We start from the raw sequence: 11,060 nt of genomic DNA, 5'->3' as shown, positions 1-11,060 counted from the left end.
CCCCAGTCCCCCGGGGCGGGGGGGGGCCGGGGGGGGCCGCCGGCCGGCGCCCACCCCCCGGCCGGGCCCCCCGCCCGCGCGGGGGCGCGCGGGCGTGGGCCCGCGTCGGCGGGAACGTCAGGCGCGCCCGACGCCGGGAGCCGCAGCCTCGCCGGCACGGCCTCGACCTCTCCGGAGGCGGCGGGAACGTGCACGGCGCTCGCCTCAGCGGCCCTTGTCGCCGCGCCGTGGCCGGGGCGGCACCGGCCGGTGGGCCGGGCGGATCCGACGGATCGGCCCGGCGTCCTGGGCGCGGCCCTTGCGGCGTCCTGCCGGAGGGGTGATGCGCATGTTCATACGTGCTCCTCTCGTTCGGTTGCGGAGTCGAACTTAGGTTGAACCTAAGTTTGTGTCAAGTATTAATTTAGGGGGAGTCTATGAAAGGATGGGTGCCATGCCCGCAGGACTTCGTGAGCTGAAGAAGCAGCAGACCCGCCAGGCGATCTCCGACACCGCGACGCGGCTGTTCCTCGAGCGCGGCTTCGAGGCGGTGACCATCGCGGAGATCGCGGCCGCCGCCCAGGTGGCCAAGATGACCGTCACCAACTACTTCCCCCGCAAGGAGGACCTCGCCCTCGACCATCACGAGACCTTCACCGCCGCCCTGGCCCGCACCGTCGCCTCCCGGGCCGACGGCGAGTCCGCGCTGGCCGCGCTGCGCCGCGAGTTCCTGGCCGCGGTCGAACGGCACGACCCCGCGATCGGCTTCACCGGCCGGGACTTCGCCCGCATGATCGCCGACAGTGCCGGCCTGACCGCCCGCCTGCGCGAGCTGCACGACCAGCGCGAGGACGCCCTCGCCCGCACGCTCGCCGCCGAAACGTCGGCCGCTCCCGGCGACCTCACGCCCAGGGCCGCCGCCGCGCTGCTCACCACCGCCCACCGCACCCTGTTCCAGCACGCCATGGACCTGGCTCTGGAGGGCGAGGGAGACCAGGAGATCGCCGCCGCCGTGACCCGCTCGGCCCGCCAGGTGTTCGGCCTGCTGGACGCCTCCCTGGCCGACTACGCGGTACGCGGCGAACGATCGTGAGGCGCGCGGAGGGCGGTCACGGTGTCGGGAAGCCGTACTTGCGCAGGATGGCGGTCGCGGTGGGGGAGCGCAGCCAGGCGACGAACGCCTTCGCCGCCGGCTCGTGGTCGCTCGCGCGCAGCGCGGCGGCGAAGTAGGTCGCGGTGACGTTCTGCTGGGCCGGGATCGGCACGCTCGTCGCCGAGATGCCCGCCGACCTCATGTCGGTCACGTAGACGATCCCCGCGTCGGCCCGGCCCGTACGGACCCGGGTGAGCACGGTACGCGCGTCGGCCTCCTCCGACCGCGGCCGTACGGTGACGCCCGCCTTGGCCAGGACCTGGGCCGCGTACCGTCCGACCGGCACGATCGGGCCGCCCAGGACCACGCGCAGCCGGCTGTCGGCGAGTGAGGCGAGTCCCTGGACGTGCTTCGGATTGCCGGGTGCCACGGCGATGGTCATGGAGTTGTAGGCGAACGCGCGACGGCCGGTGACCCTGTCGGCCACGGTGTCCATGGACGCCTGGTCCGCGGTGGCCAGCACGTCGGCGGGCTCCCGCTCCTCGACGTCCATCGCCAGATCCTGCGAGCCGGCGAACTCGAACCGCACGGTCACGTTCTTCGCCGCCGCGCCGTACGCGGTGCCGAGCTCCTCGAACGCCTCGGTCAGCGATGAGGCGGCCAGGACGGTCAGGTTGATCCGCTCGTCGCCGGAGGCGATGCCGCAGCCGGCCAGTGCCAGCGCGACCGCGGCCAGCGCGGCGACGCGTGGCATGGGGGGCATGCGCGCTACTTTAGGGCGACCCTTCCGCCATCACCGAAAACAACGCGCCGTCGGCGCAGATATCCGTGGGTCGCCGTCAGGCCGGATATGCGTGGGTCTCGGCGGCCTTCACCGCGGCCCAGACGCGGTCCCCCTCGGCGAGGCGGAGCTCGGCGAGCGCCGCGGGCGTCACGTCGGCGGCCGCGGGAACGGGTCCCTCCAGGTGGATCCGGATCTGGTCGGCGTGCGGTTCGAACCCGCCGACCGTCGCCTCCCAGAGGTTGCGGGGGCTCCCGTCGGGGCGCGTACGGAAGAGGGCGACGGCCGACGGGGGGAAGGCCAGGAAGACGTCTCCGTCCAGGGCCTCGGCCGTGTTGAAGACGACGGTGTCCCCGGGGAGGGTGACGGAGTGGCCGTGGGCCGTTCCCCGGTAGAGGTTGAGGCCGACGAGCCGGGCGACGTAGTCGGTGCGCGGGTGCCGGGCGACGTGCGCGGGCGTTCCCTCCTGCACGACGCCGCCGTTCTCGATGACCACGAGCCGGTCGGCCAGCGCCATGGCGTCGAGGGCGTCGTGCGTGACCAGGACGGCGGCGCCGTCGAAGTCGGCGAGGTGGCGGCGCAGCCCGGCGCGCACGGTCAGGCGGGTGTGGGCGTCCAGGGCGGACAGCGGCTCGTCGAGCAGCAGCAACCGGGGCCGTACGGCCAGCGCGCGGGCCAGCGCGACGCGCTGCGCCTGCCCGCCCGACAGCGTGCGGGGCCTGCGGGCCGCCTGGTCGGCGAGACCCACCCGCTCCAGCCACTCGGCCGCGAGCCGGCGTGCCTCCCGCCGGCCGACACCCTGGCAGCGCGGGCCGAACGCGACGTTCTCCAGGGCGGACAGGTGGGGGAAGAGGAGGTAGTCCTGGAAGACGACGCCGACGGCGCGGCGCTCGGCGGGGCGGTCGTGCCACTCCTCGCCTTCGACGCGGATGTGCCCCTCCGACAGCGGTGTCAGGCCGGCGAGCGCGCGCAGCGCGGTGGTCTTGCCCGCGCCGTTCGGGCCGAGCAGCGCCACCACCTCACCCGGCGCGGCGGTGAGCGCCAGGTCGAGGGTGAAGGTCCCGCGCCGTACGACCAGCCGAGCGTCGATCACGACACCCATCGCCCCCGTAGGCCCGCCAGCACGACGATCGACACGGCCAGCAGCACGAGGCTGAGCACGATCGCGGACTGCGGGTCGTTCTCCAGCGCGAGGTAGACGGCGAGCGGCATGGTCTGGGTACGGCCCGGGAAGTTGCCGGCGAACGTGATGGTGGCGCCGAACTCACCGAGCGCCCGCGCCCAGCACAGCACCGCCCCGGCGCCGACCCCCGGCGCGATCAGGGGCAGCGTGACGCGCCGGAACGTCGTCCATCGCGAGGCGCCGAGCGTCGCCGCGGCGTCCTCGTAGCGCAGGTCGGCCGCGCGCACCGCGCCCTCCACGCTGATCACGAGGAACGGCAGGGCCACGAACGCCTCCGCCAACACCACTCCCGCGGTCGTGAAGGGCAGCGTCACGCCGAACCAGCGGTCCAGCCAGCGCCCGACGAGGCCGTTGCGGCCCAGCGCCAGGAGCAGCGCCACGCCGCCGACCACCGGGGGCAGGACCAGCGGCACGGTGACGAGGGCGCGCACCAGCCGCCGGCCGGGGAAGTCGATCCGGGCCAGCACCCAGGCCAGCGGGACTCCCACGAGCAGGCACAGCAGCGTGGCGAGCGTCGCGCTGACCAGCGACAGCCGCAGGGCGTCGAGGATCTCGGACCGGACCAGACGCGTGCCGAGCGTCGACCACGGCGCGCGCACCAGCAGGCCCAGGAGGGGAAGGACGAGGAAGGCGAGCCCGATGAGGGCCGGAAGCACCAGCACCCAGGGCGCCCGCCGGTTCACGGTTTCTCGAATCCGGCCTGCTGCAGCGTCGCCTGGCCCTGGGGGGAGAGCACCGACTGGACGAACTCCCCGGCCAGGCCGGGCTGCGGCGCCTTGGTGAGCGCGGCGATCGGGTAGTCGTTGATCGCCTGGGCGGCCTCGGGGAAGTCGATGCCCTGGACCTGCCCGGCGGACGCCTTGACGTCCGTCCGGTAGACGAGGGCGGCGTCCGCCTCGTTCAGCCGCACCTTGGTGAGGGCGGCCTTGACGTCCTGCTCCTGCGAGACCGGCTTCACGGTGAGCTTGGCGGCCGCGAGGGCCTTGAGCGCCGCCGCGCCGCAGGGCACCTGCGGGGCGCAGAGCACGACCTTCACCTTCGGGTCCGCCAGGTCCTTGAGAGACGTGACCTTGCCGGAGGAGCCCTTCGGGACCGCGATCTCCAGGCGGTTGCGCGCGAACACGCGCGGCGTCGACGCCCGGCCCGCGTCGGTGACCTGCTTCATCGTGGCGGGGCTGGCCGCGGCGAAGACGTCCGCGGGGGCGCCCTGGTCGATCTGCTGGGCCAGGGCCGAACTGCCGCCGAAGTTGAACTTCACCCGGACGCCGGGATGGCTCGACTCGAAGGACTTGCCCAGGGAGGTGAACGACTCGGTCAGGGAGGCCGCGGCGAAGACCACGACCGTCCGCGTGGCGGCCTTGTCGCCGGAGTCCTTCTTGACCCCCTTGTCGCCGCAGCCGGCCGCGAGGGCGGCCGCGAGCCCGACGATCGAGGCGGTCCGGAGGATGGTGCGATGACCGATCATGAAGGCAGCTCCACGACGACGTTGGTGGACTTGATGACCCCCACGGCGACCACGCCGGGCTCCAGGCCGAGCTCGTCGGCCGCCTCCCGGCTCATGAGGGAGACGACGCGGAACGGCCCGGCCTGGATCTCGACCTGTGCCATGACGCCGTCGCGTACGACCTCGGTGACGATGCCGCGCAGCCGGTTGCGGGCCGAGGACGGGGCCGTGCCGCCCCGATCGGCGGGGGAGCGGACGAAGGCCGCCAGGTCCGCCCCCGAGACGATCCGGTGGCCCTGCTCGTCCCGTCGGGCGGGCAGTTTCTCCGAGTCGATCCACCGTCGCACCGTGTCGGCGCTGACGCCGAGCAGGGACGCGACCTCACTGATCCGGAACGCTGTCACGCGGATCAGTGTAACCATCGCGGATGCGGGCAACCGAGCCGATATCCGGTGTCGGATGCGAGGGGATACGTCCGTTATGCCTCGCGGTCGCGTGCTCAGACGGTGGTGACCACCTGGTCGTACTCCAGCCGCGGGTTGCGCGGGAACCAGGCGTCGGGGCCGGGCCTGCCGATGTTGACGACGGCGAGCACCTGGTGGCCGCCCTCGGGGAAGAACTCCTTGGCGACTCCTTCGGCGTCGAAGCCCGCCATCGGCCCGGCGGCCAGGCCGGCGGCGCGAACGCCGACGATGAAGTAGCCCACCTGGATCGCGCCGTTGAACGCCGCCATCCTGGCGCGGACCTCGGGCGCGCCGTGCAGGTCGTCCCGCGCCTCGGGGCGGTGCGGGAAGACGGTCGGCAGGTGCTCGTGGAAGTCGCTGTCGGCCGCGAGGACCGCCACCAGCGGCGCGGCCGCGGTCTTGGCCTTGTTGCCCTCCGCCATGTGCGTGACGAGGCGCTCACGGGCCTCCGGGGACCGGACCAGGACCACGCGCAGCGGCTGGATGTTCATCGCCGTGGGCGCCCACTTGACGAGGTCGTAGATGGCGCGCACCTGGTCGTCCGAGACCGGCTCGTCGGTGAAGGTGTTCGCCGTACGGGCCGTACGGAACAGGATGTCCTGAGCGGTGGGGTCGATGCTCAGCGAGTCGCTCACGATGACTCCTCTTCGGGTCGTCTCCGGTGGTCGCTCCACCGGCAACGGTTGTGAACGCTAATTGAAACTTCAATCATCCCGCAGAGAGAGTGATCCGGCTCACGTCCCCGAGGCCGTCGGAGAGCCGGACCCGGGGACGACCGTCAGAGGGCCGGGCCGAGGACGACTCCTACAGAGCCAGGCCGAGGGTGAACAGCGCCCCGAAGATGATCTGCAGCCGGCCGGTCTCGCCGAGCACGGCGATCAGCGCCGGGCCCTTCGCGCCGCGCAGCACCTTGGCGTTCGGCGCGATCGCCCACAGCGCCGACAACAGCGTGATCATCGCCCACGGCCGGGAGACCGCGACCGCCAGCACGCACAGGAACGCCGCGACGAAGCAGCCGCTGTACAGCACCCGCGTGCGCCAGTCACCGAGCAGGACCGCGAGCGTGCGCTTGCCGGACTTGGCGTCGGTGGGGATGTCGCGCAGGTTGTTGACGACCAGCATCGAGCACGACAGCAGCCCGACCGGGACCGAGGCCACCCACGCCGCCCACGGCAGGCTCTCCAGCTGCACGTACGCCGTGCCGACCACCGAGACGAGGCCGAAGAAGACGAAGACCGACAGCTCGCCCAGCGCGCGATAGCCGTACGGGCGGGAGCCCCCGGTGTAGAACCAGGCGGCCGCGATCGCCACCGCGCCGATCAGCACCAGCCACCAGGTCGTGACCGCCGCGAGGACCAGACCGGCCACCGCGGCGAGCGCGAAGCAGCCGAAGGCCGCCGCCAGGACCTGCTTCGGCGGCGCGACCTTGGAGCCGACCAGCCGCATGGGGCCGACGCGGACCTCGTCGGTGCCGCGGATCCCGTCGCTGTAGTCGTTCGCGTAGTTCACCCCGATCTGCAGCAGCATGGCGACCACAAGCGCCAGCAGCGCGCGCCACCAGACGAAGTGGCCGTAGCCGATCGCCACGCCGGTACCGACGGCGACGGGGACGATGGAGTTGGGGAGGGTTCGGGGCCGCGAGCCGGCGACCCACTGGGAGAGGGTCGCCACTATCGCCCTTCCTCGAAGCCGATGATCATGCGGGTGATTCTTCCGGACCCGTGCCGGACCGCAGCCGGAGGGTCAGCAGCAGGCCGACGGCCAGCAGCGCGGCGGTGGCGAATGCCGCGCGGTCGGTGGCCGTGGCCAGGCTCTCGTTCGCGGCCCGGGACAGCCGAGGGTCCTCCCGGCGCAGATCGCGGGCGAACGTCCCGGCGCTGTCGCGCAGCCGCTCGGCGTACGCCGCGCCCTGCCCGGCCGGCAGGCCCGCCTCGTGCAGCCGGGTGGTCATCGCGTGGCTCAGCCCCACCGCGAAGACCGCGCCGATCAGCGCGATCCCCAGCGCGGACCCGACCTGGCGCGCCGTCGACTGGGTGCCGGAGGCGAGGCCCGTGCTGGCGGGCGGGACGTCGCGCAGCACGATCCGGGTCAGCTGCCCGCTGGTCATGCCGAGGCCGAGGCCGTAGATCAGCATCCACGGCGCCAGTTCGAACCCGGTGGTGTCGGCGCGCGTGGTCAGGCCGATCAGCGCCGCCGCGATCACCTCGAGGGCCATTCCGGCCTGCAGCGTCCGGGCCGCGCCGAGGCGGCGCGACAGCCGCGCCGACATCCCGCCCGCCAGGAAGGTCCCGACCGCCAGCGGCAGGATCGCGACGCTCACCTGCAACGGGGAGTTCCCGTGCACGTCCTGGAGGAAGAGCGGCAGCACGAACATCAACCCGAGCTCGCCGACGCTGATCAGGGACGCCGCCGCGTTGCCGCGCCGGAAGTCGGGGATGTGGAACAGCGAGAGGTCGAGCACGACCGGCCGGCCCGCCGCCGCCCGCGCCCGCTCGACCACGACGAGCGCCACCAGCATCACGACTCCGGAGGCCAGCGCCACCGGGATCGGCGACACGCCGACGTCCGGCCAGTGCAGCGGCCCGGCGGCGAACGGCCGGGTGGCCGCCCACCAGCCGTACCGCTGGCCCTCGATCAGCGCGAACACCAGCGCCCCGAGACCGCCCGTGCTGAGCACCGTGCCCGGCCAGTCGCCGACGCGGCGCACCGCCGGATCACGCGTCTCGGCCACCAGGAGCACCGTGCCGACGACGATCAGCGCGCCGAGCGGAACGTTCACGCCGAACGCCCAGCGCCAGCCGTACGACGTCGCGAGCCAGCCGCCGAGCAGCGGGCCCAGGGCGGCCATGCCCCCGATGAGCGACCCCCAGATGCCGAACGCGATCGCACGATCCCGGCCGGTGAAGACGGACGTCACCGTGGACAGCGCGCCCGGCAGGATCATCGACGCGCCGACCCCCTGCAGGAGCCGTGCCCCGACCAGCGCGGGTCCGCTGCCGGACAGGGCCGCCAGCACGCTCGCCAGGACGAACACCACCGTGCCGAGGACGATCATCCGGCGCCTGCCGTACGCGTCGGCCGCCCGCCCGAACGGGATCAGCAGCGCCGCGAACACGAGGGAGTAGATCGACGTGATCCACTCGGCGGTAGTGGTCGTCAGCCGCAGCTCGGTCACGATCCGGGGCAGCATGACGTTGACGATCGTGGCGTCGACGATGATCAGCGAGACCGCGAGGCTGATCACCACCATCCCCAGCCAGCGGCGTCGTCCGGGCGAGCCGGTCGAGGACGCGGGCAGGGGAGGAGCCGAGCGCAAGGTCATGGAGGGGTTCCAGATCGGTCTGTTCGATCCTGAATGGTTCGGCGTCAAACTTACCCCCGACTTCTCAGACCCCCTCCGGGTCCCCTCACGGTGACCTCACGGGTCGGCCTCTCCGCTGGCCCTCCGCGCCCTGAACACAGAGAATGTCTGCCGTGCGAACCTCTGAGGCCGACCTCGAACGCATGTCGCTGTCCCGCCTGCTGGCCGTCGCCGGTCACGTCGTCGCCATGCACTGGCAACGGCTCATGGGCGGCTACGGCCTCACACCGCACGGCCTGGCCGTCCTCGACTCCCTCGAGCGAGGATCGGCCCTCACCCAGCGGGAACTCGCCAGGCGCTGCGGCATCGCCCCCTCGACACTCAACCACACGGTCGACCACCTCGAGCGCTCGGGCTGGATCGAACGGCGACGGGAGGTCGCCGACCGCCGTCTCGTCCGCCTCGCGCTCACCGAGACGGGACGCCGCCAGCTCCGGCAGGCCCAGGACGCGGCCGACAGCCAGATGGAGCCGATGCTCGACCACCTGCCCCCGGGCGACGAGCGGATCGTGCGCGACTTCCTCCTCGCCACCGTGTTGCGCTTCCAGTCGATGGACGACGCCCTGCCCGACCCGGCGTCCTCCAGGACCGGGCGCCTCTGACCGGCGCGGTGGGGGCGGATGAGCGGAAATCCGTCCGACCGTGATGTTAGGTTGCCGCGCATGTCCTTCGACCTGCTGGAGCTTCTTCCCGACGCCTGGCGCGAGCGCGTGGAGCCGCTGCTCGACCCCGACGCCACCCGGCGGCTCGGCGACTTCGTGGCCGCGGAGTACGCCGCGGGCACCGTCTATCCGCCGCAGCCCGACCTGTTCAGCGCCTTCCGCCTGTGCGCGCCCGACGACGCCCGGGTGCTCATCCTCGGCCAGGACCCCTACCACGGCGCGGGTCAGGCGCACGGGCTGAGCTTCAGCGTCCGGCCGGGCGTGCGGATCCCGCCGTCGCTGCGCAACGTCTTCAAGGAGCTCCACGACGACCTCGGCGTCCCGGTCCCCACCACCGGGGACCTGACGCCGTGGGCCGAGCGGGGAGTGCTCCTGCTCAACGCGGTGCTGACCGTGCGCGCCGGAAAGGCGGGCTCCCACGGGGGCAAGGGCTGGGAGGAGTTCACCGACGCGGTGATCCGGGCCCTGGACGCCAAGAGCGAGCGGGTGGTGTTCGTGCTCTGGGGCGCCTACGCCCGCAAGAAGCGCGACCTCGTCACCGGCGCGCAGCACGTCGTATTCGAGGCCGGGCACCCCAGCCCGATGAACCCGCGGGGCTTCCTCGGCAGCCGGCCGTTCAGCGCGGTCAACAAGGCCCTGGCCGACGCGGGGGAGCCCGAGATCGACTGGACCCTCGTCGACACCCCGGCCTAGAGGACGGACAACCCCACCAAGCCCCGGCGCGTCCTCTCTGGTGATCGACCCGATCGCAGGGGGCAGTGAATGAGGGTCAAGACTGCGGCCGCCGCCATCATCGTCGCGACGGCGATGATGGCGCAGACCGGCTGCGATTCCACCGGCGGTCACGGCAAGGTGTCGAAGGTCGGGCAGACCCCGGCGCCGGGGGCCGGATCCACGGCGGCGTCCGCCTCGCCGAGCGCGCGCTACACGGCGGAACAGCTCAAGCGGGCCCTGATCGATCCGCCCGCGGGCGCCACAAGAGTCAGGACCGAGAGCGGCCCCGCCGACACGGTGATCACCGGGTTCGGGGCGACAGGCGCCACGGCGGCCGTCACCGCCGCGCCCGGATGCACCGCCTCCGGGCCGGCCGGGTTGGGGGCCGCGACCCGGACGCCGACGGCGTTGATGTCGTTCACCCAGGGGCAGACGTTCACCACCGTCATGCTCTCCGCTGTCTCCGACGCGCAGGCGAGACAGCGCGCCACCCGGCCGTTCCCGAAGGCATGCCGGTCGTTCAAGGCGACCGCCGGGGGTACGACGATGAGCGCCAGGACCGTCACGGACGACCCGTACACCTTGGGGGAGGGCGGGCGCATCCGCGAGATGGACGAGACGACCAGCGGAGTGCACGTCCACCTCTGGAACATCGTCTTCCTCGGCCCTGACTACGCCGCGTCCTGCGAGGCCGACGGCCTGGACGTCACCCGCGCGGACGCCGAGAGGCTGGCGCGGCAGGCGTACCGCAAGGCGAGCGCGACGCTCCGGTAGGTCACGCGGGCCCGCCGGTCAGACGATGGCGGTGTGCAGGCGCACCATCGCGACCGGCTCGCCCATGTCGACCTTGCTGTGCGTCCCGTCGGGCGCCCAGCCCGCCGAGGTCAGGAAGCCCCGGAGCGTGTCGTCGGCGGCGAAGACCCAGGTGATGGCCGTCGTGCAGCCGTCCTCGCGCAGATGGTCGACGGTGGCGGCGAGCAGGCGGCTGCCGTGCCCGGTCCGCCCGTGCGCCGGGTCGACCAGGATGGTGAGCAGCTCGCCGGTCGTCTGCGGGTCCTGGTCGGGATCCCCGGCGGGGGCGTGCGCGGCGAACCCGGTGATCACACCCTCGTCCACGGCGACCAGCAGCCGGTGCCGTGGGCTCGGCGGGGCGGCCACGGCCTCCGTCCAGCGCTCACGCCACAGGGCGACCGCCTCCGGACCGGTCATCTCGGCCAGCGCCGCCTCGGGGATGACGCCGGGGTACCCCTCCCGCCAGGCCCGTACCTGGATCTCCGCGACGGCGGCCACGTCTCCTGGATACGCCGCCCGCACCCCCACCACGCCCACCGGTGTCTCGCCCCCCGCTCGTGTCACGTTCGTATGCCGACGACGGTACC

At 73.0% G+C, this 11,060-nt stretch carries 14 protein-coding genes; 4 read left to right on the top strand and 10 right to left on the bottom strand.

Translation table 11 applies throughout. From position 1 onward, the window contains the following. Positions 1 to 204: 204 nt before the first annotated feature. A complete protein-coding gene (locus AB0L00_RS29710; protein WP_364440377.1) occupies positions 205 to 336 on the bottom strand; it encodes a hypothetical protein in 132 nt (43 codons plus the stop codon). Positions 337 to 433: 97 nt separating this feature from the next. Here AB0L00_RS29710 and AB0L00_RS29705 point away from each other — a divergent pair, with 97 nt between their 5' ends. Next, positions 434 to 1,072, top strand: coding sequence for a TetR family transcriptional regulator (locus AB0L00_RS29705; protein WP_364440376.1), 639 nt, complete (start codon positions 434 to 436; stop codon positions 1,070 to 1,072). A 16-nt stretch (positions 1,073 to 1,088) separates the two neighbouring features. Here the strand turns inward: AB0L00_RS29705 and modA (AB0L00_RS29700) are convergent, their stop codons facing one another. From modA (AB0L00_RS29700) to AB0L00_RS29665, 8 genes are all read right to left on the bottom strand, one after another. Continuing rightward, positions 1,089 to 1,835, bottom strand: coding sequence for a molybdate ABC transporter substrate-binding protein (gene modA / locus AB0L00_RS29700; RefSeq protein WP_364440375.1), 747 nt, complete (start codon positions 1,833 to 1,835; stop codon positions 1,089 to 1,091). Between the two features lie 76 nt (positions 1,836 to 1,911). Continuing rightward, a complete protein-coding gene (locus AB0L00_RS29695) occupies positions 1,912 to 2,955 on the bottom strand; it encodes an ABC transporter ATP-binding protein (RefSeq protein ID WP_364440374.1) in 1,044 nt (347 codons plus the stop codon). After that, positions 2,943 to 3,719, bottom strand: a complete 777-nt coding sequence (gene modB, locus AB0L00_RS29690; RefSeq protein WP_364440373.1) for a molybdate ABC transporter permease subunit — start codon at positions 3,717 to 3,719, stop codon at positions 2,943 to 2,945. The genes AB0L00_RS29695 and modB overlap by 13 nt, the downstream gene beginning before the upstream one ends. Next, positions 3,716 to 4,501 carry a molybdate ABC transporter substrate-binding protein gene (gene modA / locus AB0L00_RS29685; protein ID WP_364440372.1) on the bottom strand — a complete coding sequence of 262 codons (786 nt, stop codon included), beginning with the start codon at positions 4,499 to 4,501 and terminating at the stop codon, positions 3,716 to 3,718. The genes modB and modA (AB0L00_RS29685) overlap by 4 nt, the downstream gene beginning before the upstream one ends. Next, a complete protein-coding gene (locus AB0L00_RS29680; RefSeq protein ID WP_345361908.1) occupies positions 4,498 to 4,884 on the bottom strand; it encodes a helix-turn-helix transcriptional regulator in 387 nt (128 codons plus the stop codon). Before AB0L00_RS29680 ends, modA (AB0L00_RS29685) begins: the two co-directional genes overlap by 4 nt. A 95-nt stretch (positions 4,885 to 4,979) precedes the next feature. Continuing rightward, positions 4,980 to 5,579 carry a malonic semialdehyde reductase gene (locus tag AB0L00_RS29675; protein ID WP_364440371.1) on the bottom strand — a complete coding sequence of 200 codons (600 nt, stop codon included), beginning with the start codon at positions 5,577 to 5,579 and terminating at the stop codon, positions 4,980 to 4,982. Positions 5,580 to 5,748: 169 nt separating this feature from the next. Continuing rightward, positions 5,749 to 6,615, bottom strand: coding sequence for a 1,4-dihydroxy-2-naphthoate polyprenyltransferase (locus tag AB0L00_RS29670; protein WP_364440370.1), 867 nt, complete (start codon positions 6,613 to 6,615; stop codon positions 5,749 to 5,751). A gap of 25 nt (positions 6,616 to 6,640) precedes the next feature. Next, positions 6,641 to 8,266 carry an MFS transporter gene (locus AB0L00_RS29665; protein WP_364440369.1) on the bottom strand — a complete coding sequence of 542 codons (1,626 nt, stop codon included), beginning with the start codon at positions 8,264 to 8,266 and terminating at the stop codon, positions 6,641 to 6,643. 152 nt (positions 8,267 to 8,418) lie between these two features. On the opposite strand from AB0L00_RS29665, the gene AB0L00_RS29660 reads away from it, so the two are divergent. The 3 genes from AB0L00_RS29660 to AB0L00_RS29650 all read left to right on the top strand — a co-directional run bounded on the left by AB0L00_RS29660 (position 8,419) and on the right by AB0L00_RS29650 (position 10,455). Next, complete coding sequence (locus tag AB0L00_RS29660; protein WP_364440368.1) at positions 8,419 to 8,907, top strand: MarR family transcriptional regulator; 489 nt, start codon at positions 8,419 to 8,421, stop codon at positions 8,905 to 8,907. 60 nt (positions 8,908 to 8,967) lie between these two features. Continuing rightward, positions 8,968 to 9,660 carry a uracil-DNA glycosylase gene (gene ung, locus AB0L00_RS29655; RefSeq protein WP_364440367.1) on the top strand — a complete coding sequence of 231 codons (693 nt, stop codon included), beginning with the start codon at positions 8,968 to 8,970 and terminating at the stop codon, positions 9,658 to 9,660. A 69-nt stretch (positions 9,661 to 9,729) separates the two neighbouring features. Further along, on the top strand, positions 9,730 to 10,455 hold the full coding sequence (locus AB0L00_RS29650; RefSeq protein ID WP_364440366.1) for a hypothetical protein: 726 nt from the start codon (positions 9,730 to 9,732) through the stop codon (positions 10,453 to 10,455). An 18-nt stretch (positions 10,456 to 10,473) separates the two neighbouring features. Here the strand turns inward: AB0L00_RS29650 and AB0L00_RS29645 are convergent, their stop codons facing one another. After that, the gene (locus AB0L00_RS29645; RefSeq protein ID WP_364440365.1) at positions 10,474 to 11,037 is read right to left on the bottom strand and encodes a GNAT family N-acetyltransferase; all 564 of its coding nucleotides are present in this window, start codon (positions 11,035 to 11,037) and stop codon (positions 10,474 to 10,476) included. Between the last annotated feature and the right edge of the window lie 23 nt (positions 11,038 to 11,060).

It is taken from the genome of Actinoallomurus sp. NPDC052308 (assembly GCF_040679195.1).
GTDB lineage: Bacteria > Actinomycetota > Actinomycetes > Streptosporangiales > Streptosporangiaceae > Actinoallomurus > Actinoallomurus liliacearum.
This window is presented reverse-complemented; position numbering and strand designations above follow the sequence as displayed.

Bases quoted from the DNA above. Each gene is read 5' to 3' on its own strand.
- AB0L00_RS29665 (WP_364440369.1), bottom strand. From the start codon at position 8,266: ATGACCTTGCGCTCGGCTCCTCCCCTGCCCGCGTCCTCGACCGGCTCG.
- AB0L00_RS29695 (WP_364440374.1), bottom strand. From the start codon at position 2,955: ATGGGTGTCGTGATCGACGCTCGGCTGGTCGTACGGCGCGGGACCTTC.
- AB0L00_RS29710 (WP_364440377.1), bottom strand. From the start codon at position 336: ATGAACATGCGCATCACCCCTCCGGCAGGACGCCGCAAGGGCCGCGCC.
- modA (WP_364440375.1), bottom strand. From the start codon at position 1,835: ATGCCCCCCATGCCACGCGTCGCCGCGCTGGCCGCGGTCGCGCTGGCA.
- AB0L00_RS29650 (WP_364440366.1), top strand. From the start codon at position 9,730: ATGAGGGTCAAGACTGCGGCCGCCGCCATCATCGTCGCGACGGCGATG.
- AB0L00_RS29705 (WP_364440376.1), top strand. From the start codon at position 434: ATGCCCGCAGGACTTCGTGAGCTGAAGAAGCAGCAGACCCGCCAGGCG.
- modA (WP_364440372.1), bottom strand. From the start codon at position 4,501: ATGATCGGTCATCGCACCATCCTCCGGACCGCCTCGATCGTCGGGCTC.
- ung (WP_364440367.1), top strand. From the start codon at position 8,968: ATGTCCTTCGACCTGCTGGAGCTTCTTCCCGACGCCTGGCGCGAGCGC.